Here is a 20,813-nt window from a genome sequence, read left to right on the forward strand (position 1 = left end):
CTTGTCTACCACCGGTGGTTCCGGGGCAATAAGTCCCATACGTGTTCGGTGCCGTTGACGCTCGCGACCGAGAGCCGTCCGGTGCGCGAGGACAGCAGCCGCGTCACCGATGCGTAGTCGACGTGGAACGACAGCAGCCGTTCGGTGCCCAGGATCGCGTGCAGCAGCACGTTGATCACACCGCCGTGGCTGAACACCGCGACCGTGTCGTCGTGGTCGGCCGCCTGCACGAGGTCGTCGATGCCGGCGGTGATGCGGGCGCGGAAGGCGTCCTCGTCGACGCCGCTCGGGAGATGGCCGTCGATCAGCCGCTGCAACTCCTGCGGGTTCTCCTTCGCGATCTGCTCGATCGGGATGTAGTGCGGGAGGTCGCGGTCGTACTCGGCGAGCCGGTCGTCCACCTCGATCGGCAACCCGAGCTTGTCGGCCAGCGGCCGGCCCGTCTCGATGGCCCGCACCTGCGGGCTGCTCACCAGCCTGGTGATCGGGAAGCGGGCCAGCGCATCGGGCAGCCGCGCCGCCTGCGCGGCACCTTCGTCGGACAGTCGGGGATCCGAGCCCTCCCCGGGCTCGCTGCGCAGTGGTAGCGCATGTCGGACCAGAAGCAGTTGCACCGTGCCACCATAGGGCGCGTGTCAGGTTATGCCGATTCGCTGTTCGATCTCACCGACCGGGTGGTGCTGGTCACCGGCGGCAGCCGCGGTCTGGGACGGGAGATGGCGTTCGCGGCGGCGCGGTGCGGCGCCGACGTCGTCATCGCGAGCCGTAAGTACGACGCGTGCGTGGCCACCGCCGAGGAGATCGCCGCCGAGACCGGCCGGGCCGCGTTCCCGTACGCGGTGCACGTGGGCCGGTGGGACGAGCTCGACGGCCTGGTCGACGCCGCCTACGACCGGTTCGGCCGGGTCGACGTGCTGGTCAACAACGCCGGCATGTCGCCGCTCTACGACACGCTCGGCGATGTCACCGAGAAGCTGTTCGACGCGGTGATGAATCTGAATCTCAAGGGCCCGTTCCGGTTGTCGGCTCTGGTCGGTGAGCGCATGGTGGCCGCCGGCGGCGGCTCGATCATCAACGTCAGCACACACGGATCGCTGCGGCCGGACCCGTCGTTCCTCCCCTACGCCGCGTCGAAGGCGGGGCTGAACGCGATGACCGAGGGACTCGCCAAGGCGTTCGGTCCGACGGTGCGCGTCAACACGCTGATGCCCGGCCCGTTCCTCACCGATATCAGCGCGGCGTGGAACCTGTCCGGAGACAACCCCTTCCGGCACTTCGCGCTGCAGCGCGCCGGTCAGCCCAGCGAGATCGTCGGCGCCGCTCTGTTCCTGATGTCGGACGCGTCGAGCTTCACCACCGGATCGATCGTCCGCGCCGACGGCGGGATGCCCTAGGGCATTCGGGCGGCCTCGGCGATGTGGGCGTCGAAGCCACACGTGGCCGCCATCTGCCGATACCGGGCCAGGTGATCGCGGTACTCGCCCTCTGCTCCCGTCTGCCTCGCCAGCAGCGCCCGTAACCGAAGAACAGGAAGGCGATGCAGAACGAATCCGACATCCGTCGGCACCATCGACAATCGTTCGATCGCTCCTCGAGCCGTCTCGAGATCGTGCCGCTGGCCGCGACGCAGCAACGCTTCGACGACCACCGACGTGGCAGGACCACGGTACGCCATCTCGCCGCTGGTGAACTGCTCGTCAAGCACGCCCTTGGCGAGGTCGAGCGCCCCATCAGGGTCGTCCGCCTCGAGCCGCTCACGCGCCAGTTCGATATCGCACAGCCGACGCAACGTGAAAGTCAGCCTGTCGCGCACTATCAGTTCGCGCGCCGTCTGCAGCGCCTCGATCCCGACCGAACCATGGTTCTCGGGCGTATGTAGCAGACACATTGCCCGGTTCATGTACGAGAAGGCAAGTGCGGCATTATCACCCGACTGCTTCGCGACCTCCACAGACTCCTCCGTCATGGACATGTCGCTCGAATCGGGAAGTGCTGCACCGTGCGCGACGGCGCCGGAAAACCGGTACAGCTGTGTCACGATCCTCGTGGCCGCGTCGAACGATCGGGCCATTGCGATCCCGCGCTGTATATCGGTGCGCCACCCAGGCTGACCCAACACCATCGATGACACTCCCCGTAGCGAGGTGGCCCACGCAAGCGGGGAACCGAGCACCAGGTTGCCCATCTCGAGGTCGCCGTCAGCCAGGTCGATGATGCGCTGCGCGAGCCGTCGGCTCTCAATCGCTTGCCCGGCTTCCCACTTCGCCTGTGCTGCGCCGTAGAGAAGGCCGACGGTCATGGTCGGATCGCCGATCGACTCGAGCAGTGTGGCGAGTTCGGACGCCGTCTCTGCGGACTCCTGGTGACGCGAATTGAAGGTGAGAGTGTTGAGATAGCCCGCCATTCCGACGGCCAGCGACCGCTTGTCGTTCGCCTGCGACGTCAGGCTGCGCAACTCCTCGAATCCCGTGGATTCGGGATCGCCTCCTACGCGGAAAGCTGTGCCACACAATAGTGCCCGAGTCTCGATCCTCATCGCCAGAGCATCTGCGTGACCGTTCGGCAATTTGTGGGCGATCCGCGCAGCCTGCTCCCAAGCGCCGCGCGAGGCTCGGATGTCGCGCGCTCCGAACCATTCCGCGGCGCGCATCGACCAGGTGTATGCCTCTTTCCAGGTGCCGGCCGACTCGTACTGGGTGGCGATCGCGGCGGCGCCTTCACCGGTGGCTGCCGCATCCGTCTGTTCGATGATGACCGCCGCACGTCGGTGCAGTTCCGAGCGCGCCGACTTGAGCTGCGACTCGTATGCCACCTTCTGCGTGAGGGGATGATGGAAGGCATACTCGCCATCGCCCGCACCATGAAGCACATCGACGAGCTGACCTTCGACCAGCGGTTTCCAGTCGGCACTGCCCACGAGGCGCTCAACCAGATCCGCGCGGAACCGCACACCCATCACCGCCGCGGCGTTGAGCGTGCGCTTGGCAGTCGCGTCGAGCCGATCGATCCGGGCACCGATAGCGGCTTGCAGCGTGGCCGGCACCTGCACATCGTCGACTTCCCGGTCGCAGGTGTAGTTGCCCGAGGTTCCCGCGATCTCGCCCCGCTCCGCAAGATCGCGGATGATCTCCTCGGCACAAAACGGGATTCCCGCCGCACGGTGCACGATGACCGCCACGAGTCCGTCGACCGAGGGATCCGCACCGAGGAGTTCTCTGACCAACTCCTGTGTGTCCACATCGGGAAGCGGGGCGAGCTCTATCGTCGTCGCGCCGTCGATCCGGGACAAGGCTCCCCGGTACTCGGGGCGATACGTGATCAGGATCGTCGCCTTCGCCCGGATGATCGCTCGACCGAACTCCGCAAGCATGGATTCGCTGACCTCATCGATCCAGTGGACGTCTTCGATCACGTAGACAGTGGGTCGTGACCTGGCCAGCGAGATCTTGCTCATCAAGTCGATGAGCCGTCGCCGCCGCGCATCGGGACTGACGTCGGGTAGCGGCATGTCCGTCTCGCCGATTCCGAGCATGTCGTACAGCAGCAACAGATCCTGGTCGTCGGCATCGTCGATGTCCGCACGAACCATCGATCGCGCCGCAGTCGGTTCGACGCCGCCGATTGCGAACACTGCTCGCAGCAGACGCGAGATCACATTGAACGAGATCTCGCGTGCGTGTGACTCACAGTAGGTGAAGAAGACATCGAATCCGCGCTGCGTCGCGGCGCTCATCGATTCCTGGACCAACCGGGTCTTACCGACGCCCGGTGTCCCCTGCACTGTGACGACGCCGCCGACTCGATCGCGCGCATCTTCGAGAACGCCTGCGATGCAACGATTCTCGGACATTCTCCCGACAAGGCGCGAACGTCGTCGGGTCATTTCACGTTCGACCACCGCAGACAGGAGTCGGTGGACGGGAACCGGTTGGTCGGAGCCCTTGATGCGTGCGAGCTCTCGGGGGCCGAGGTGAAAATCGCCTTCGACGAGTCGGGCAGTCGACTCGCTGAGCATGACGCCGCCGGGTCCGGCGACAGACTCCATGCGCTGCGCCATCCCCACATGGCCCCCCATGGCCGTGTAGGCGACCGGAGCCGAACCGACATCACCGGCGATGACGAGGCCGGAGTTGAGTCCGATCCGTAAGCGCAGCACCATCCCCGCGCGGTCCAAGACCGTCGAATCCATGCGTGCGGCCTCGGCTTGGATGTCCAGGGCGGCAAGACATGCGCGGCGGGCATGGTCCTCGAGTGCATTCGGTATGCCGAACAAGGCCATGATTCCGTCACCGGTGAACTGATTCAGATCACCGCCATAGCGACGAACCACTGCGCCACAGGTGTCGACCAATTCGGTCATCAACTCTCTCAGCGCTTCGGGGCCCAGCGCCCCCGCGATCTCCATCGACCGGACCACGTCAGCGAAAAGAACCGTGACCTGCTTGTATTCAGCGCCCGACGGCCGAGTGATCGGGGCGCCGCAGTTGTCACAGAATCGGGCGTTCTTCCGCGGCTCGACTCCGCAATGCCGGCAAGCGGTCGGAACAGTCGTCATAACCCAGCACTCGCACGTTCAGGGCCCTCTGGTGGACGCAACGATAGACCTCGTCACGGCGTGACGATGTCGAACCCGGGATCGGGCCTGTCCAGCACACCGACCAGCGCGGTCAGTACCTCGGCGTCGCCGGTGATCTCGACGCCCGGTGATGTGGCGTCGCCGGCTGCCAGGCTGAGCAGCCGCACCTTGGTCGCCAGCCGGATCGTGGCCTGCGCCGTCTGCTCGTCGGCGTCGACCTTGCGGTACACCAGCACGCCGTTGCGCAGCGTCAGCCGGTAGTTGGTGGCGGTGTCTTCGAAGGTGACGTCGATCGCGAGGTCGAGATCCCAGGCCCGCGGCCCGTTCACGCTGATGGCCAGCACATCGAACATCTGCTCGGGCGACAGCTGCGCGGCCATCGTGGTCGACGTCGTGGTCGGGGTGCCGAAGTTGCCGTCGCGCAGTTCGGTGGCGCCGGCCAGGAAGAAGTTGCGCCAGGTCGCGGTCTCGGACCCAAAGGCCAGCTGCTCCAGGGTGTCGGCGTAGAGCTGCCGGGCACCCTGATGGTTCTCGTCGGTGAAGACCGCATGATCGAGAAGCGTTGCCGCCCATCGGAAGTCGCCGTCATCGAAGGCCTGCTGTGCCAGCTCGACGACGCGGTCGAGGCCACCCATCGCCGCGACGTAACGCGGGCCGATGGCTTCGGGTGGATGCGGCCACAACCGCCCGGGGTTGCCGTCGAACCACCCCATGTAGCGCTGATAGACCGCCTTGACGTTGTGGCTGACCGAGCCGTAGTAGCCGTGCGCGTGCCAGGCCCGCTCGAGCGCGGGTGGCATCGCGAACGTCTCGGCGATCTCGATACCGGTGTAGCCCTGGTTGAGCTGGCGCAGCGTCTGGTCGTGCAGGTAGGCGTACAGATCCCGTTGCAGCGACAGGAATTCGACGATGCGTTCCTTCCCCCATGTCGGCCAGTGGTGGGAGGCGAACACGACGTCGGCGCGGTGGGCGAAGGTGTCGATCGCCTCGGTGAGGTAGCCGGCCCAGCCGTGCGGGTCGCGCACCAGCGCACCGCGCAGCGTCAGCAGGTTGTGCAGATTGTGCGTGGCGTTCTCGGCCATGCACAGCGCGCGGTACTTCGGGAAGTAGAAGTGCATCTCGGCCGGCGCCTCCGTGCCCGGTGCCATCTGGAACTCGATCTGGACCCCGTCGATCGTGTGGGTCTCCCCCGTCTCGCGGATGTCCACCGTCGGCACGATGATCGCGACCTCGCCCGTCGACGGCGTCTGGCCCAACCCGCAGCCCACCTGCCCCTGCGGTCCGCGCTCGAGCACGGCGCCGTACATGTACCCGGCGCGCCGCGCCATCGCGGTTCCGGCGTAGACGTTCTCCTGCACCGCGTGTTCGGTGAAGCCCTCGGGCGCCAGCACCGCGACCTTCCCTGCGTCGACGTCGGCCTGGGATGTCACCCCGAGAACACCACCGAAGTGGTCGACGTGGCTGTGGGTGTAGATGACCGCGACGACGGCGCGGTCCCCCCGGTGCCGGCGGTAGAGCGCCAGGGCCGCGGCCGCGACCTCGGTCGACACCAGCGGATCGATCACGACGATGCCGGTGTCGCCCTCGACGAACGTGATGTTGGACAGGTCGAATCCGCGCACCTGATAGATGCCCTCGACCACTTCGTAGAGGCCCTGCTTGGCGACCAGCTGGGACTGCCGCCACAGGCTGGGATGCACGGTGGTGGGCGCGTCACCGTGCAGGAAGTCGTAGACGTCGTTGTCCCAGACGACGCGGCCGTCGGCGGCGGTGATCACGCAGGGCTGCTGTGCGGCGATGAAGCCGCGGTCCGCGTCGGCGAAGTCTCGCGTGTCGTCGAACGGCAGGCTCCCCAGATGCGCGCGGTGGGCGGCTTCGATCGTCGGGGTCGGTGGCTTGTGCTCCATTCCGCAGAGACTGCCACGGCGACACCGCATCCGGTGGTTGACTGGACCGATGGATGTCCGCCGAGTCGTCACAGGCCACGATGCGTCCGGGAAGTCGGTGTTCGTCAGCGACGAGACGGTCGCGCCGCGCACGCCGGTCCTGCTGCCCGGATCCGAGTTCACCATGCTCTGGGGCGGCGACGAGACCCCGCACTTCCCCGACGACGGGTCGATGCCGAACTGGCGCACCTACTTTCCGCCGATCGGCGGGTTCCGGTTCTCGATGTTCACGCTGCCGCCGGGCACCGCGACGGCCAGGACGGACGACCTCACCACCGAGGAGGCGATCGCCGACGGGGAGGCGAAGCTGCCCGGGCTCCTCGGCTACATGGAACTCGACGACCCCGGCATGCACACCACCGACACCATCGACTTCGAGGTGGTGCTCGAGGGCACCGTCATCCTGGAACTCGACGACGGCGCCGAGGTGACGCTGCAGCCCGGGGACACGGTGGTGCAGAACGGCACCCGGCACCGGTGGCGCAACCCCGGTGACGTCCCGGCCCGGCTCGCGCTGTTCGTCTGCGGAGCCGAGCACGACAACGTCACCCGTCCCGGCTGAGCCACTGCGCGGCACGCCGTTTCGACGCCCGGGACAGCCAGGCGTCCTGGATCAGCTCGCGCAGCTCGGTCACCCCGATCTCACCGAGCCGGCTCGCGCGCACCAGCACCGACGGGTGCCCGTCGAAGTGCGACGTGGTGAAGAACGGTGAGTCCGGGTCCTGCGTCAGCGCCAGCTTGTCGGCCTCGGACTCGACCCAGATCACGATCACGTCGGGATACTTCTCGCCGGTGTCGGGGTCGACGGCGTCCGGTCGCGGGGTCCGGAAGAACACGAACGACTTCCCGCCCACCTGGTAGATCGGGTTGCCCGCCCGCGGGCCCACGATCGTGGTGACGTGCGGCATCCCCGCGGCGATCGCGTGGACGTCGTCGACGGTGGCCGGCCGGTCACTCACGGCGGGGCACCCGGTGCAGTTCCACGTCGGTCAGCGCGCCGTCGGCGGCCGTCGCGGTCATGTAGGTGCAGTGCGGCTGGCGGCGCCGGTCGGTGGGCGAACCCGGATTGAGCAGCCGCAGACCGGTTTCCGCGGTGGTGTCCCACGGGATGTGACTGTGCCCGAAGACCAGCACGTCGGTGTCGGGGTAGGCCCTGGCCATCCGGGCCTCGCGGCCGGCGGCGCCGCCGGTCTCGTGGGTCACGGTGAAGCGGAGCCCGCCGAGTTCGACGTCGGCCCGTTCGGGCAGCCGGCGGCGCAGTTCGTCGCCGTCGTTGTTACCCCAGCAGGCCACGAGGCGCCGGGCGCGGGTCTCGAGCACGTCGAGCAGTCCGGGCTCCACCCAGTCCCCGGCGTGGATCACCACATCGGCGGCGTCCACCGCGTCCCACACCTGCGGCGGTAGGTCGCGGGCCCGCTTCGGGACGTGCGTGTCGGCGATCAGCAGAAGGCGCACGTCACCAGACTAAAGACGTCCGGGCCGCGCGAAATTGGCGCACGGACCCCCCTGCGCGGCCCCATAGGCTGCTTCGCGTGGGGCGTTCGGTCGAGGTGGTGGTGTCGGAGTTGCAGGCGGCGGCGGAGCGCCTGCGTGATGCCGGTCAGCGGCTGCAGGACGGCCTGTCCGGGGTGGACCTCGAGACCCGGCAACTGCTGGAGTCCGGCTGGAAAGGCGATGCGGCCTCGGCGTACGGGCCGGCGTGGGATCAGTGGCACACCGGCGCGGGTCAGGTGATCCGCGGCCTGCAGACCATGGCCGACCTGCTGAACCTCGCCGGCAAGGAGTACGCCAAGACCGATGAGCAGTCCGGCGAGGCGTTGGGCGCGACGATGCAGGGCGGGGGCTCTCCGGGCGGTGGCGGAGGGGGCGGCGGCAGTGTGCCGGGCGCGCCGAGTGCCGGGCTGCCGGCGCCCGTGGCCGACCTCGCGCAGCAGATGAACCTCGACCAGCTGTCGTCGGCGGGCCAGTCTGCGGGGTCGGTGCCCGGTCAGCTCGGCGGGCTCGTCGCGCAGGCCACCCAGATCGCGGGGGAGGTGGCTGGACAGGTGACCCAGATGGTCGAGGGTGCGATCCAGAGCGGCCAGGAGCCGCCCGAGCCCTCGGACCGGGAACCGGAAGACCGGAACCGATGACCGCACTCGTGGTGGATTTCGCCCAGCTGCGTGCGGCGATCACCCACATGGAGGACTTCGGCCGGGACGTCACCGAGATCCTCGCCGACATCGAGCACACGATGGCGGCTCTGCGCGGGTCGTGGCAGGGCGACGGGTCGGACGCGCAGACCCAGGCCCAGCAGCAGTGGGACGACGGCGCCGAGCAGATGAAGGAGGCCCTGTCGGCGCTGCAGAAGGTCGCCGACGCGGCGCACAAGAACTACACCGACGCGGTCACCAAGAACGGACAGATGTGGCAGACGTGACCGCTGGAGGGGCTGCGGGTGCGCATCGAGGTTGATCCGGAGGCGCTGATCGCCGCGGGTCGACAGACCGGGGCGCTGGGCGGCCAGCTGGCGCGGCTGTCGGATGCGTTGGGCGCGGCGCTGGGCGGCGGCATCTCGTCGGGCATGGATGCGGCGGGGCTGAACTTCGGCATGAAGTACGGCCGTCAGGCCGGCGAGTTCACCTCCGCGGTCGCCGACGCGGCGAACGCCTTCACGTCGGTGGGAATGCTGTTGGAGGCGAGCGGCTTCAACTACCGCAACGCCGACGCCGCGTCGACCATCGGGGGCGCCGGGCCGTCGGGCGGCGTCGGCGGCGACCCCGGCAAGGCGCTGCCCGCGCACGTGCCGCCGGGACCCAACGGTGTCACCGTGCCCCCACCGTCGAAGTGGTATCTGATCCAGCCGCTGCTGCAGGTGCTTCCCGGGCTCGGCCCGGTGGCGGGGATCGCGATGACGTGGCCGTCGGGCAACGCGGCGATGATGGGCGTGACCGCGACGCAATGGCGCAACTTCGCCACCGGGTTCGCGTTGATCGAGCCGCAGCTGACCGGCATCAAGGCTGCCGTCGCCGCCCAGCAGATCCCCGAGCGCGCAGCGATGACGACCGCGCTGGAGAGTCTGGGCACGGCGATCTCCTCGCTGGCCGACGTGAGTTCATCGGTGGCGCAGTCCATCACGGATTTTGCGTCCGGTGTCCAGGAGACCCAGGACGCCATCCGGCGGTTGCTGGACCGGCTGTCCCTGGACGGTCTGTGGGACACGGTGACCAGCTTCCTCACCGGCGAGGGCGACGACATCCTGCGCGAGGTCGCCCACGATGTGGGCACGGTGCTGCACAACTTCCAGCAGCAGGTCAAGGGCATCGTCGGACTGCTCGACGAGCTGACCGTGCTCATCGGTGACGCGGCGACGGCGTTCCAGAAGTGGATCCGCCCGATCCTGGTGGAGCACTTCGGCGACCGGGCGGGCAACGCGCTGGCCAACGCGGTCACGTTCTACACCGACGTGCAGGTGGGTGCGGTCACCGGGCTGATCGGCACGGTGTCCGGGGTGGTCGCGATGGCCGACCCCGACACGTGGAAGGGCATGGCCGAGATGGCCCTGTCGGTGGCCAAGGACCCGTCGTCCCTGCCCGGGGTGCTGGCCAACATGGGCAAGGAGTTCGTGGCGTGGGACAAGTGGTCCGGCGATCATCCCGGCCGCGCCGCCGGTGAGGCCGCGTTCAACATCGGGTCGCTGTTCGTGCCCGGCGGTGCGCTGTCGAAGACGGGCAGCGTCGCCAAGGGACTGAACCTGAGCCGCCGCGTGCTGGAGGAGGGCCGACTGCCCGGTGTCCGTGAGCTCGGCAGCTGGACGCGAGGGACGCCCAGTCCGATTGAGACACCGCGGGTTCCGGAGTTCCGTCCCACAGCACCGGGGGGCATACCGCCGGTGCGGCCCGAGGGAATTCCAGGAGGTGCCGGGCCGGGCACGCCGGGTGCGGGTGCGGCTCCTTCGGGCGGAGGTCCCTCAGGCGGCGGGCCTGCGCGCACCGGTGAGCCACCCGCTTCCGGAGGACGGCCGTCCGGTTCCGGCGCGGAAGGTGGCGCCGGCCCGCGGGCACCGGTAGATCAGGCGGGAAGGGGCGTATCAGGCACGGAAGCGGCTCCTCGATCGGGGTCGACTACGGCTTCGCCGAGCCCTGCACCCGAGTCACCGGGCCAGCCTCCGTCAGTCGGCGGACCGGCGGAAGGAACCGCGTCGGCAGGTACTCACGACGGTGGACAGCCCCAGTTCTCAGGAGTCCCCGAACACTCGTCGTCCGACGCTCCCGGCAGCCACGATGTGGGAAGCCCGGCCTCAGACGGGCAACATCCTGGCTCACCCGACGAGCCAGGAACCAACGGCAACGACTCACATTCCCCGCACAACGGGGGCTCCGGAGATGAGCATTCACGGGTGTACTCGCTGATGGACGGCAGTAGTCACACGACGTCCTTCGCTCCCGAGCAGCTCATGGACAACCACCGCGTAGACGAGGCGCTCGCAGCACACGGTGTGAGCAAGAGTGACTTCGTGGATCTGGTCAACACCCCCACCGATGCCCTGACACCGGATCAACGCCACCTGCTGAACACCGTGCGCGACGCGCTGCCCGCACCCACAGCTGACACCGTGATGCAGAAGGTCATCCCGCCGGGCTTCTTCGATGCCGATGGGAATTTTGCACAGAGCCGAGCCGACGACTACATCCGCGGCGACGCCGGATTCGAGGCCAGCGCGGTACGGGGGGCGGTCACGGTGGCCGGCGACACCGCACACCTCTCAACGCCGGCGGAGATCTACGACCACCTTCGTCTGGATTACAGGGATTCGCCGTTCGCACAACACGATCCCGGAACTCACGTCATCCGCTTCCAGGCCGACGCTGAATACGACTGGTCGTACGAGGTGCCGAGAAAGTCCTCCATGGGAGGGGACGAACATTTCGACTCTTGGGATGAGCCATTCACCGGCAACGGATTCACGAAGTCAGGCGACGATGTCATTCCAGAGTATGTCGCCGAGGAGATCACCATGCGAGACGGCGCTGAGATGTGGGAGGTTCTCGATGATGGAACGCAACGCTTGGTGGCCGTGCTCCAAGGCAACAATTGGATACCGCAGGGGCGATCATGAATGAAGTGCCAGTGAGTGGCCCTATGGCCACGTATCGAGGTCGACAACTTCCCATCGCATTCAGCGGTGACGACTGGGTCGCGTTGCGTGCTTCACCGGGACAGGACATTCCCGAAGGGTTCGAATTCGGTGAGTCCTCGGTTGGGCAAGGCCGTCGAGAACCGTGGGTCAAGGTTCCCCGATCGTCACTGGACGAAATCGTTCACCGCCGAGTGACGGGGACAATTGCGGGACATCAGGTGACGTTGCGTCAGCGTATGCCCGACGGTCGGATCAGAGTCACATTCCTCGGCTCACCTGCGGTTGCGCAGGCGATCGGTTTGGACGGTGACCAATACATGGGGTGGACAGGATTATTCGCACCTGAGGACTTCGACAGCATCGAGGTGGAGGAAACCCGTCGTGCCTGAACGGCTCGTACTACAGAAGTTGCTCAACTCTGCCCTCGCAACGGCCATCGTCGAAACCGGGGACGACCAGGTCGGCGGCTTCGTCACAGATGCCGTGACGGTCGCCGATCTACGCACCCCACAACAACTTCTGGCCGCCTACGGTGTGGAGGGAGCGCCACAGTTCGTCGACGTCGTCCGCTTCGAGCAACCCCGTCTCGCATCGTTGCGACCACCCAGCGACGCACCGCGCCCGTGGCCCACGTTCTCGAACGGCTTCCTTCGCGGCGACTCTCTCGCACGAGTCTGGACCATGAGCCGAGCCCGATATCCCTACGGATCTGAGTACTGGCGCCTTCGATCCGACGGCGAGCAGAAGGTTCTCTCCCGATACGAAGGGGTTGCCCGCGGCTGGCTCAACGCGAAGCAGTGGCGCCCCCCGAGCCCGATGGTCGGAACACTTGCGCGTTGGCGCGGTCGTGAATTCTTCGCCGATGTCGTCCAAGAAAGCGTCCAACTGACAGCCATCAACGACGAAGGCCTGCCTGGGTTTCAGCCCGTCCGCCCCAATGTGTGGTCAGCGAGCGTGCCGCTGACCGATACCGAGATCTTCGAGCGCGTCTACACGGCAGAACTCGACGGCATCCCCGTCCGCATCGTACGAACGTCGGGGAGAACCGCTGAACTCCTCCTGCTCACCGATGACCCCGACAGTGCCCGCCGGGTGGGCGCCGGCTTGGTCGAATCAGGCGTTTACGAGGTGGTGGTCGATTCCGCCCGGCTGGCGAACACCCGCGGCGTCGAGAACCAGTTGGCGGGGTGAGACATTGGAGGCTAGACGGCCAGCGGGATTCCTCGCCCCGGGAATGTCTGTCCACGGTCTTGTGCTGATCGAGGTTCGAGACCCAACTCTTTGATTCTGGCGATCAGCGGCCACGCAGACTCTTCATGGCGGGTGATCAACCCTAAGCCGACAGTGCCGGTACCTTCACGTTCGGTACCGAGCGTGACGACAGCTTCACACTCGTCGCGCAACGCTCGCGCGGCTACGAGCCCGTCACCCAGCCGAGCACCGTCAGGCCGAACACCCCGAACAGCAGCAGCGTGCCTGCCACATCGGACACCGGGTTCGACCCCACCCCCGCCGTCACCACTCCGAGCACCACCGCGAGTACCACGAAAGTCGCCCGCACACCGAGCAGAAGTCGTTGCCGCACAACACAAGCCAGCACCGGAACCGGTACCGTCCGCACCACCCAGACCAACGGCACCGCCAGCGCCACCCCCAGCACCCCCGCTACGATCCGCGGGATCACCGTCGGCAGCGCGTCATCGTGCGCGGCCATCACCACGATCAGCGCGACCGCCAGGAACACCACCGACGCCGTCGCCATCCGCAGGACCCGGGTCACTGCCAGGCCGATGTTGTCGATCGCCAACGGCCTCAACGCCGGTTCCAGTCGCACCGATGCCAACAACCCGCGCACCGCCTGCGTCAGCGTTCCCCACCGCAGCCTGCTGACACCCAGATTGTGTGTTGCCAGAGCATGATTCGGCGAGAGCCTCAACGCCTCCAGGTACTGCGCCTCGGCAGCCGCCGCGCCCCACGTCGACCGATAGATGTCGCCGCGTAACACCAGCGCGTCCGCGTTCGACGAGTCCAGTCGCAGCGCCTCGTTGACCACCGCCAACGCCTGGGCGCCCTGCCCGGACTCGTGCAACAGGCCGGCGTAGGTGTACTGCGCCGACGCCGACAGCGGGTGTTCGCTGAGCATCCGCCACGCCATCGTCAGTGCGTCGGCGGTCCGGCCCTGCCGGCTCAGCGCGAGCGTGTAGAGCCGCATCGCGTGTTCGTTGTGTGGATCCGCGGTCAGCGCCGCCCATGCGGCCGCGACGTCGCTGGCTCCCCCGGTGTCGGACATCACCGGACATGTTAATCGGGCCCCAGCACGGCGAGACGCACCAGTTTCAGGTGCGCACGTCCGCCACGTCGAGGCGGGTCACGTCGCCGTCGTCGGGACCGTGCGTACGTCCGGCGTGCGCCTCGGCGCGCATCCGCTCCACCATGTGGGGGTAGTGCAGCTCGAACGCCGGCCGCTCCGAACGGATCCGGGGCAGCTCGGTGAAGTTGTGCCGCGGCGGCGGGCATGACGTCGCCCACTCCAGCGAATTGCCATAACCCCACGGATCGTCCACCGTCACCGGCTCGCCGTACCGCCAACTCCTGAAGATGTTCCAGACGAACGGGATCATCGAGACGCCGAGGATGAACGACCCGATCGTCGAGACGATGTTCAGCGTGGTGAACCCGTCGGTCGGCAGATAGTCGGCGTAGCGACGCGGCATGCCCTCGTCACCGAGCCAGTGCTGCACCAGGAACGTGGTGTGGAACCCGATGAACGTCAACCAGAAGTGCACCTTGCCCAGCCGCTCGTCGAGCAGCCGGCCCGTCATCTTCGGGAACCAGAAGTAGATGCCCGCGTACGTGGCGAACACGATGGTGCCGAACAGCACGTAGTGGAAATGTGCCACCACGAAGTACGAATCCGTCACGTGCATGTCCAGCGGCGGGCTGGCCAGCAGCACGCCCGACAGGCCGCCGAGCAGGAACGTCACGATGAACCCGACGGAGAACAGCATCGGGGTCTCGAAGGTCAACTGCCCCTTCCACATCGTGCCGATCCAGTTGAAGAACTTGATGCCCGTCGGGACCGCGATCAGGAACGTCATGAACGAGAAGAACGGCAGCAGCACCGCACCGGTGGCGTACATGTGGTGCGCCCACACCGCCACCGACAGCGCCGCGATGCCCAGCGTCGCGTAGATCAGCGTCGTATAGCCGAACAGCGGCTTGCGTGAGAACACCGGGAAGATCTCACTGACGATGCCGAAGAACGGCAGCGCGATCACGTATACCTCGGGATGACCGAAGTACCAGAACAGGTGCTGCCACAACATGGCTCCGCCGTTGGACGGGTCGTACACGTGCGCACCCAGATGCCGGTCGGCGGCCAGGCCGAACAGGGCGGCCGTGAGGATCGGGAAGATGATGAGCACCAGGATCGAGGTCACCATGATGTTCCAGGTGAAGATCGGCATCCGGAACATCGTCATGCCCGGGGCGCGCACGCACACCACCGTCGTCACCATGTTGACCGCACCGAGAATGGTGCCCAGACCACCCACCCCGAGCCCGAAGATCCACAGATCGCCGCCGACACCGGGCGAGTGGACGGCGTCGGTCAGCGGCGAGTACGCGGTCCACCCGAAGTCCGCCGCGCCGCCGGGCGTGATGAAACCCGCCAGCGCGATCAGGGCCCCGAACAGGAAGAGCCAGAAAGAAAGTGCGTTCAGCCGAGGGAACGCCACATCAGGCGCGCCGATCTGCAGCGGCAGCACCAGGTTTGCGAAGCCGAACACGATCGGGGTCGCGTAGAACAACAGCATCGCCGTGCCGTGCATGGTGAACAGCTGGTTGTACTGCTCGTTGGACAGGAACTGCAGACCCGGCACCGCGAGCTCGGTGCGGATGAACAGCGCCATCAAACNCCGTGCCGTGCATGGTGAACAGCTGGTTGTACTGCTCGTTGGACAGGAACTGCAGACCCGGCACCGCGAGCTCGGTGCGGATGAACAGCGCCATCAAACCGCCGACCATGAAGAACACGAAGCACGCGACGCAGTACATGATCCCGATCAGCTTGTGATCGGTGGTCGTGACCAGCTTGTAGATCAGGTTGCCCTTGGGGCCCAACCGGGCGGGGAACGGCCTGCGCGCAACCAGGGTTTCCGGCTTCTCGACGATCGCCACGTGCGCAGTCAACAACGCCACCGCCCCGGCGAGTAGGGCCGAAAGTCGCTAGCTCAGCGACTCTTCAGCAAGTCCGCCGGTGTTTCGCCGCCCGACAGGCGCGCCGGGCGCGAGGATCAGGGGATGTCGGCATCCACGTGGGAACTCGTCGCCTGCGCAGTCCGAGGTCATGTCACGTACGCACCCGACGACGCGGCGCTCGCCGACCGGCTCAGCGGAACAACCGGCTTGGGCGAGGTCTGGCGCTGCCTGCGCTGCGGGGCGTTCGCCGTCGGGCCGCCGCACGGCCGGGGCCCGGCCGACCAGGCGCCTCTGGTGCTGCGCGGGAAGGCGCTGCGACAGGCAGTGATCGTGCGGGTGCTGGCGGTGGAGCGCTGGTTTCGCGCACTGCTGATCGGCCTCGCCGCATGGGCTGTCTGGACGTTCCGCGGTGCCCAGGGCTCGATCCAGGCCGCCGTCGAGCGGGACCTGCCTCTGGTGCGGGCGTCGGGGATCAAGGTCGACCAGATGACCCTCGTGCACGAGTTGGAGAAGGCACTGACCGCCAGGCCTTCCACACTCGCCCTGATCTTCTGCCTGCTCCTGGCATACGCCCTGCTCGAATTCGTCGAGGGACTGGGGCTGTGGATGATGGTCCGGTGGGGTGAGTACTTCGCCGTGGTGGCGACGTCGGTGTTCCTGCCGTTGGAGGTGTACGACCTGGTCTCCAAGGGCGTCACCGTCACGCGTGTCGGCGCGTTCGTGATCAACGTGGCCGCTGTCGTCTATCTGCTGGTCTCGAAACGTCTGTTCGGTCTGCGTGGCGGCCGGAAGGCCTACGAGGAGGAACGGCGCGGTGAGCAGCTGCTCGATGTCGAACGAGCCGCGATGAGCGTCTGACGGCGCGAGGTCAGCGATTGGCCGACCCGCTCGGGACGGGCTCGCGCTCGACGTCGGAGGACCGGTCCAGCCACAGCACGACCACCATGTGCGGGACGGTGAGGGCCAGCAGCACCCGCAGCGCCTCGGCCACGGCCTCGGTCGGCTCCGGCGACGCGAGGGTGAACCAGCCCAGAGCGCCGATCGCCGTGAGCACGGCGAGCGACGGCAGCACGGCCAGTCGGGCCAACCGGTGCACCGCCGCGTGCCGGTGTCCGTCGGCGAGCAGCGCCGCGCACCCGGGTTCGACGGTCAGCAGTCGCGCGGCGTGCCGCAGCGCATGCCAGCCGCCGAACCACACCGCGAAGGCGACCAGCGGCGGGGCGAGGAAGCCCAGCGCGCCGATCAGCCAGAGGTCGAGCGCGATCACGCCGTGGCCGTCGCGCAGCGCCGCGGCGATCGCGACCGCGGCACACGCCATCCACCCCACCGTGATGCCGATCTGCAGCGGCGCCGCGGCGAGTAGCCGCGCCAGCCCCGGTGAGACGGCGGCCGCGACCGCGGAGAACTGCTCGCCGGAACGGGCCAGGGGCAGCGCCAGAGCGCCGCAGCCGGCGACGACCGTCGCCGCAGCGGTCAGCCGACCGGGCCGCCAGCCCGTCAGCCGGCGGCTCACCTCGAGTTCGCCGAGCCCGAAGTGCACCGCGCTGAGCGTGACGACCGCGACGAGCGCCGCCGGGCCGGCCCACCGCAGCAGCACCCACGCCACCGCGGCCACTCCGGCATAGGCCGCGACGACGGCGGTCAGCGACCGTCCCCGCGCCAGGCGGGTCGCCATCAGATGGTCGACCGCGCCGTGCGGCACGCCCGCGATCAACCCGAGGCCGACGATCACCAGCGCGAGCGACGACGACAGGGCGGGCACCCCGAACAGGTGCCCGCCCGTCGCCAGCACGGTGCCGACCGTCAGCCAGCGGGACCAGACCGCGGAAGTCGACAGCGCGCTGTGTGACATCGGCCTAGGCCGTGGTCGCCGTGGTGCCCTTCCGGCCCACCCCGACCGTGACCGGGGCCGCGCCGTTGCCGGCCACCACGACCCCTTCGTGCGCCTCGTTCTCCCGGTCGGCGAACTCGGCGTCGTCGGCGAACGACTTGAGCCGCGCGATCTTGTAGATCAACAGGCCGTAGAGCACCTTGGCCAGGATGTCGGCGACCGAGTAGCCACCCTGCTTGACCACCCACGCGGCCGCACCGTCGATGCCGAGCAGCGGCACGATGTAGGCGATCGGGTAGACACCCCAGGTGGCCAGCAGCAGGATCCGCATCCGGCTGACGGTCTTGCGCACCGCCGCCGGCTGACGGTCCAGCGAGCGGGTGAGCTCCACGAACAGCACGTACAGGATGTACAGGAACGGCACCGTGGACAGCAGCCCGAAGACGTTGCGGGTCAGGTCGTCGGAGCTGATCTCCCCGGGGTAGCCGAGCGCGATCATCAGTGCCGAGGCCGGGATGAGGCGGTAGAGCAGCGAGTTGCGCAACTTGCGCGCCAGTGCCAGCACGACGATGAGCTCGGCGAGCAGCAGCGGCACCGTCAGCAGCCAGTCGACGTACCGATACCCCTCGTTGAACGATTGGCCGGGGGCTTGGACGTAGGTTCCGCGTCCCCCGGCAGCGTCGGTCACGAAGGCGCCCTTGAACGATTCGAAGATACGGAAGTAGTGATAGGCCGCGATGCCGCACACGATTCCGGACATCACCAGCGCTTGGCGGTAACGGGGAAGCACCCGTGGCTGGACGGCGAACAGGAAGATCGCGCCGAACAGCTGGGCCGCGATCACCAGAGACAGCAGGTTGTAGACGGTGTCGAATTGGGCCTGGGTCAGTTCTTCAGGAATCATCTCTCACCTTTGAGTGGATGAAGCGGATGGGGCAGATCTGAAGGTACGGTATTGAACGATTCGTTCACTAGTGTTTATTTATGACGTTTTTGGACAATCCGTTCGTAAGTTAACTTTGTTGACAGCACAGCGCGAGGTCGAGCGACAGCTGGAGGTGAACTGCTCGCATGGCAGCCGGCACCGGCAGGAAGTCCGCGGCAGGTGAAGACTCCCGCGTCATCCGCACCCGCGCGGACGTCGCGCGGACCGCGCTCGACGTCCTGGTCACCGAGGGTTCCGACGCGCTGACCCATGCCCGGGTCGCGGAACTGGCCGGCTATTCGAAGACGACGCTCTACAGCCACTGGCCGTCGCGGTTCGACCTGCTCAAGACGGCCCTGGACGCCATCGGCGAACTCCCCCACCAGGAGCCCACCGGCGATCTGCGCGCCGACCTGATCGGGGAACTGAAGATGTTCCGGCAGGCGGTGGTCGATCGGCATCTCGACCGCGTGCTCTCGGCGATGGCGCAGTGGGCGTCGGTGGAGACGATGGCCGAGATCCGCGACGCCCTGAACAGCGAAGCTCAGCGTCCGATCCGCGGCATGCTCGAGGCGGCGTTCGAGGGAGCCCGCCTGGAGGCGGCGATCTCGATGCTGGCCGGAGTGGTGGCGTGCCCGTCACTGATGTTCGGCGCCGTGCCGGATGACGATGTCATCGAGGCGGCGGTCGACATCGTGCTCGACGGGAGGAAGACGAAGCGCGCCCGAAGGGATTCGAACCCCTAACCTTCTGGCGTGAGGATGCCGTACAGGTACATCCGTAATCGTCCGACAAAATGTGCTCTTAGCTCGCGTTTTGCCAATTACGCGTCCGCCTCTGTACGGGTGAATGTGCGGGAATCTGGGCGCGTTTGTATCAGGAAAGTGGCGACTCAGTGCTCCGACTAAATGTCGGTGTCCGGCGTTACAGTCACCGCCATGAGCACTGACATCAGTATGCAGACGACGACCATCGGCCACGCCGGACAGCCCACGCACTACCTACCCGGCCCCCGCCCCGACGATCTCCCACTCTCAGCCGGCGTGTGGGACATCGCCAAGAAGTACGGCAAGCAGTCCGAGGCTGTGGTCGTCGCCCTCTACGAGGCGGTCAAGAAACTCGAGGCCGCGCAGATCGGCGAGCAGTCGTGAGTGTTCCCCTCCACGATTACGTGGTGAAGTGGTGGGGCGGCCTCAACGATGAACAGCGGTCACGCGTGAAGCAAGCCGCCCAACGGGCCGGTGAGCAACACGACGTCAGCCTCGCCGGTGTCCAGGTGCTGATCGACACCCGCTGCCCGGTCGGACCTGTCGGGACGAAGTGGGACGAAAACCCCGAGTACGCCTGGACGTGGCCCGAGTCGCTGCGACAGTTCATCCTCGACCAGGAGTAGCTGCGCGCCGGAGGGTGAGCAGGGTGCAGGTACACGCTCCCGGGCAACCAACCCGATCATGGCGCGTCCTTCGCCGACGAAAGGCTCGGCGTTAACACCCGACCCGACCCGGTCTACGACCCCGACTTGCGGAACCGTTCGGGGTCGAACGCGACCACCTTGCCGTCCACCGGCGACGGACCCGAGGTCTGCTTGGCCGCCCGCAGGCGCACAATCTCGGCCTTCGCCCGCTCCAGCGCCGAATTCAAGTTCCCCCGAAGCTTCGGCTCAGCCTCGAACGTCTCCGACAGCAGCCGGTATCGCAGCTCCGCCTCGCCCAGATCGTCCTTGGCGGCCATCGCCGCGTTCAAACTGGCGTATTCGGCCATCTGAGGCCCCTTTCAGGATGTTGGGGGGAGGGGGTGGGGGTAGGCCACACACACATCGGCCTATACCGCGAGGCGCGGCGTGGGTGGCGTTGTGGGGTCACTCCCCCTGGGGTCCGAATCAGCATGCGAACCGCGGATTCAAGTAGGTCTCACGACCCGGCGCCGCCAGCTTGAAGCCGGTCGACTTCTCGCGGTTGCATTGACTGCAGGCGGCTTGGAGGTTGTCGAGTGCGTCGGCTTCGGTTTGGGACCAGCCGAGGATCTGGGCTTCGACGGTGGACACGATGTGGTCGACCTGGAATGAGCGTGGGTGAGGCGCCTTGGCGTCGTAGTCGATCTCGCCGCCGACGGCTTGGCAGTCTGCGGTGATCTGCAGGGCGCAGGGTCCGTCACCGTCGCGGCGCCGCACTTCTGCGCGACGCCGCGAGCGGATCGTGGTCGATGCGAAGGGCATC

At 67.3% G+C, this 20,813-nt stretch carries 22 protein-coding genes and 1 pseudogene; 11 read left to right on the plus strand and 12 right to left on the minus strand.

Going from position 1 to position 20,813, the window contains the following annotated elements:
* Positions 1-5 precede the first annotated feature (5 nt).
* The gene (locus MCHLDSM_RS23055) at positions 6-614 is read right to left on the minus strand and encodes a histidine phosphatase family protein (protein WP_048472885.1); all 609 of its coding nucleotides are present in this window, start codon (positions 612-614) and stop codon (positions 6-8) included.
* Between MCHLDSM_RS23055 and MCHLDSM_RS23060 the strand changes: the two genes are divergently transcribed.
* On the plus strand, positions 591-1,394 hold the full coding sequence (locus MCHLDSM_RS23060; RefSeq protein ID WP_048472181.1) for an SDR family NAD(P)-dependent oxidoreductase: 804 nt from the start codon (positions 591-593) through the stop codon (positions 1,392-1,394). The two genes, MCHLDSM_RS23055 and MCHLDSM_RS23060, sit on opposite strands and share 24 nt — an antisense overlap.
* Here the strand turns inward: MCHLDSM_RS23060 and MCHLDSM_RS23065 are convergent.
* Both MCHLDSM_RS23065 and MCHLDSM_RS23070 read right to left on the minus strand, forming a co-directional pair.
* Entirely contained in the window at positions 1,391-4,555 is a 3,165-nt protein-coding gene (locus MCHLDSM_RS23065; protein WP_082169039.1) for an ATP-binding protein, read from the minus strand. The two genes, MCHLDSM_RS23060 and MCHLDSM_RS23065, sit on opposite strands and share 4 nt — an antisense overlap.
* Positions 4,556-4,608: 53 nt before the next feature.
* Positions 4,609-6,483, minus strand: coding sequence for an alkyl/aryl-sulfatase (locus MCHLDSM_RS23070; protein ID WP_048472183.1), 1,875 nt, complete (start codon positions 6,481-6,483; stop codon positions 4,609-4,611).
* 49 nt (positions 6,484-6,532) lie between these two features.
* Between MCHLDSM_RS23070 and MCHLDSM_RS23075 the strand changes: the two genes are divergently transcribed.
* Entirely contained in the window at positions 6,533-7,084 is a 552-nt protein-coding gene (locus MCHLDSM_RS23075; protein ID WP_048472184.1) for a cupin domain-containing protein, read from the plus strand.
* On the opposite strand, the gene MCHLDSM_RS23080 is transcribed toward MCHLDSM_RS23075, so the two are convergent.
* Positions 7,068-7,481, minus strand: a complete 414-nt coding sequence (locus tag MCHLDSM_RS23080) for an MmcQ/YjbR family DNA-binding protein (RefSeq protein WP_048472185.1) — start codon at positions 7,479-7,481, stop codon at positions 7,068-7,070. The genes MCHLDSM_RS23075 and MCHLDSM_RS23080 overlap by 17 nt on opposite strands.
* Positions 7,474-7,977 (minus strand): metallophosphoesterase family protein, encoded by a 504-nt coding sequence (locus MCHLDSM_RS23085; protein WP_048472186.1) that lies wholly within the window; start codon positions 7,975-7,977, stop codon positions 7,474-7,476. The genes MCHLDSM_RS23080 and MCHLDSM_RS23085 overlap by 8 nt, the downstream gene beginning before the upstream one ends.
* Before the next feature lie 77 nt (positions 7,978-8,054).
* Here MCHLDSM_RS23085 and MCHLDSM_RS35120 point away from each other — a divergent pair, with 77 nt between their 5' ends.
* Genes MCHLDSM_RS35120 through MCHLDSM_RS23110 form a run of 5 tightly spaced genes read left to right on the plus strand, consistent with a single transcriptional unit; the run spans position 8,055 to position 12,832 of the window.
* Positions 8,055-8,654, plus strand: coding sequence for a WXG100 family type VII secretion target (locus tag MCHLDSM_RS35120; RefSeq protein WP_053083062.1), 600 nt, complete (start codon positions 8,055-8,057; stop codon positions 8,652-8,654).
* On the plus strand, positions 8,651-8,941 hold the full coding sequence (locus tag MCHLDSM_RS23095; RefSeq protein WP_082169040.1) for a WXG100 family type VII secretion target: 291 nt from the start codon (positions 8,651-8,653) through the stop codon (positions 8,939-8,941). Before MCHLDSM_RS35120 ends, MCHLDSM_RS23095 begins: the two co-directional genes overlap by 4 nt.
* 18 nt (positions 8,942-8,959) lie before the next feature.
* The gene (locus MCHLDSM_RS23100) at positions 8,960-11,620 is read left to right on the plus strand and encodes a hypothetical protein (protein ID WP_053083063.1); all 2,661 of its coding nucleotides are present in this window, start codon (positions 8,960-8,962) and stop codon (positions 11,618-11,620) included.
* 23 nt (positions 11,621-11,643) lie between these two features.
* Entirely contained in the window at positions 11,644-12,030 is a 387-nt protein-coding gene (locus tag MCHLDSM_RS23105; RefSeq protein ID WP_053083064.1) for a hypothetical protein, read from the plus strand.
* On the plus strand, positions 12,023-12,832 hold the full coding sequence (locus MCHLDSM_RS23110; RefSeq protein ID WP_048472188.1) for a hypothetical protein: 810 nt from the start codon (positions 12,023-12,025) through the stop codon (positions 12,830-12,832). Before MCHLDSM_RS23105 ends, MCHLDSM_RS23110 begins: the two co-directional genes overlap by 8 nt.
* Before the next feature lie 223 nt (positions 12,833-13,055).
* On the opposite strand, the gene MCHLDSM_RS23115 is transcribed toward MCHLDSM_RS23110, so the two are convergent.
* The 3 genes and pseudogenes from MCHLDSM_RS23115 to MCHLDSM_RS40555 form a co-directional block, all read right to left on the minus strand.
* Positions 13,056-13,931 (minus strand): tetratricopeptide repeat protein, encoded by an 876-nt coding sequence (locus MCHLDSM_RS23115; protein WP_048472189.1) that lies wholly within the window; start codon positions 13,929-13,931, stop codon positions 13,056-13,058.
* 46 nt (positions 13,932-13,977) lie between these two features.
* The coding region (gene ctaD / locus MCHLDSM_RS23120) for an aa3-type cytochrome oxidase subunit I (RefSeq protein ID WP_234714167.1) at positions 13,978-15,557 on the minus strand (1,580 nt) is incomplete at its 5' end.
* Between the two features lies 1 nt (position 15,558).
* Positions 15,559-15,820, minus strand: a pseudogene (locus tag MCHLDSM_RS40555) (cbb3-type cytochrome c oxidase subunit I); the annotation flags it as partial.
* Between the two features lie 123 nt (positions 15,821-15,943).
* Here MCHLDSM_RS40555 and MCHLDSM_RS23125 point away from each other — a divergent pair.
* Positions 15,944-16,699, plus strand: a complete 756-nt coding sequence (locus tag MCHLDSM_RS23125) for a DUF2127 domain-containing protein (protein WP_048472190.1) — start codon at positions 15,944-15,946, stop codon at positions 16,697-16,699.
* Between the two features lie 10 nt (positions 16,700-16,709).
* Here the strand turns inward: MCHLDSM_RS23125 and MCHLDSM_RS23130 are convergent, their stop codons facing one another.
* Both MCHLDSM_RS23130 and MCHLDSM_RS23135 read right to left on the minus strand, forming a co-directional pair.
* Complete coding sequence (locus MCHLDSM_RS23130; protein ID WP_048472191.1) at positions 16,710-17,693, minus strand: beta-carotene 15,15'-dioxygenase, Brp/Blh family; 984 nt, start codon at positions 17,691-17,693, stop codon at positions 16,710-16,712.
* A 4-nt stretch (positions 17,694-17,697) separates the two neighbouring features.
* On the minus strand, positions 17,698-18,576 hold the full coding sequence (locus MCHLDSM_RS23135; protein ID WP_082169041.1) for a bacteriorhodopsin-like: 879 nt from the start codon (positions 18,574-18,576) through the stop codon (positions 17,698-17,700).
* Between the two features lie 167 nt (positions 18,577-18,743).
* On the opposite strand from MCHLDSM_RS23135, the gene MCHLDSM_RS23140 reads away from it, so the two are divergent.
* From MCHLDSM_RS23140 to MCHLDSM_RS23150, 3 genes are all read left to right on the plus strand, one after another.
* Positions 18,744-19,343 (plus strand): TetR/AcrR family transcriptional regulator, encoded by a 600-nt coding sequence (locus MCHLDSM_RS23140; protein WP_053083065.1) that lies wholly within the window; start codon positions 18,744-18,746, stop codon positions 19,341-19,343.
* A 192-nt stretch (positions 19,344-19,535) separates the two neighbouring features.
* Positions 19,536-19,748, plus strand: a complete 213-nt coding sequence (locus MCHLDSM_RS23145) for a hypothetical protein (protein ID WP_234714168.1) — start codon at positions 19,536-19,538, stop codon at positions 19,746-19,748.
* Complete coding sequence (locus MCHLDSM_RS23150; protein WP_060937557.1) at positions 19,745-19,990, plus strand: hypothetical protein; 246 nt, start codon at positions 19,745-19,747, stop codon at positions 19,988-19,990. The genes MCHLDSM_RS23145 and MCHLDSM_RS23150 overlap by 4 nt, the downstream gene beginning before the upstream one ends.
* Positions 19,991-20,103: 113 nt before the next feature.
* Here the strand turns inward: MCHLDSM_RS23150 and MCHLDSM_RS23155 are convergent, their stop codons facing one another.
* Both MCHLDSM_RS23155 and MCHLDSM_RS23160 read right to left on the minus strand, forming a co-directional pair.
* The gene (locus MCHLDSM_RS23155) at positions 20,104-20,358 is read right to left on the minus strand and encodes a hypothetical protein (protein ID WP_048472193.1); all 255 of its coding nucleotides are present in this window, start codon (positions 20,356-20,358) and stop codon (positions 20,104-20,106) included.
* A gap of 118 nt (positions 20,359-20,476) precedes the next feature.
* Entirely contained in the window at positions 20,477-20,812 is a 336-nt protein-coding gene (locus MCHLDSM_RS23160) for an HNH endonuclease signature motif containing protein (RefSeq protein ID WP_048472194.1), read from the minus strand.
* Between the last annotated feature and the right edge of the window lies 1 nt (position 20,813).

The sequence above is a fragment of the Mycolicibacterium chlorophenolicum genome (assembly GCF_001044235.1).
Lineage (GTDB): Bacteria > Actinomycetota > Actinomycetes > Mycobacteriales > Mycobacteriaceae > Mycobacterium > Mycobacterium chlorophenolicum.

Excerpts from the sequence above, each read along its gene's own strand:
- MCHLDSM_RS23060 (WP_048472181.1), top strand. The coding sequence starts at position 591 with ATGTCGGACCAGAAGCAGTTGCACCGTGCCACCATAGGGCGCGTGTCA.
- MCHLDSM_RS23065 (WP_082169039.1), bottom strand. The coding sequence starts at position 4,555 with ATGACGACTGTTCCGACCGCTTGCCGGCATTGCGGAGTCGAGCCGCGG.
- MCHLDSM_RS23070 (WP_048472183.1), bottom strand. The coding sequence starts at position 6,483 with ATGGAGCACAAGCCACCGACCCCGACGATCGAAGCCGCCCACCGCGCG.
- MCHLDSM_RS23075 (WP_048472184.1), top strand. The coding sequence starts at position 6,533 with ATGGATGTCCGCCGAGTCGTCACAGGCCACGATGCGTCCGGGAAGTCG.
- MCHLDSM_RS23095 (WP_082169040.1), top strand. The coding sequence starts at position 8,651 with ATGACCGCACTCGTGGTGGATTTCGCCCAGCTGCGTGCGGCGATCACC.
- MCHLDSM_RS23105 (WP_053083064.1), top strand. The coding sequence starts at position 11,644 with ATGGCCACGTATCGAGGTCGACAACTTCCCATCGCATTCAGCGGTGAC.
- MCHLDSM_RS23115 (WP_048472189.1), bottom strand. The coding sequence starts at position 13,931 with ATGTCCGACACCGGGGGAGCCAGCGACGTCGCGGCCGCATGGGCGGCG.
- MCHLDSM_RS23125 (WP_048472190.1), top strand. The coding sequence starts at position 15,944 with ATGTCGGCATCCACGTGGGAACTCGTCGCCTGCGCAGTCCGAGGTCAT.
- MCHLDSM_RS23130 (WP_048472191.1), bottom strand. The coding sequence starts at position 17,693 with ATGTCACACAGCGCGCTGTCGACTTCCGCGGTCTGGTCCCGCTGGCTG.
- MCHLDSM_RS23135 (WP_082169041.1), bottom strand. The coding sequence starts at position 18,576 with ATGATTCCTGAAGAACTGACCCAGGCCCAATTCGACACCGTCTACAAC.
- MCHLDSM_RS23140 (WP_053083065.1), top strand. The coding sequence starts at position 18,744 with ATGGCAGCCGGCACCGGCAGGAAGTCCGCGGCAGGTGAAGACTCCCGC.
- MCHLDSM_RS23145 (WP_234714168.1), top strand. The coding sequence starts at position 19,536 with ATGAGCACTGACATCAGTATGCAGACGACGACCATCGGCCACGCCGGA.
- MCHLDSM_RS23155 (WP_048472193.1), bottom strand. The coding sequence starts at position 20,358 with ATGGCCGAATACGCCAGTTTGAACGCGGCGATGGCCGCCAAGGACGAT.
- MCHLDSM_RS23160 (WP_048472194.1), bottom strand. The coding sequence starts at position 20,812 with ATGCCCTTCGCATCGACCACGATCCGCTCGCGGCGTCGCGCAGAAGTG.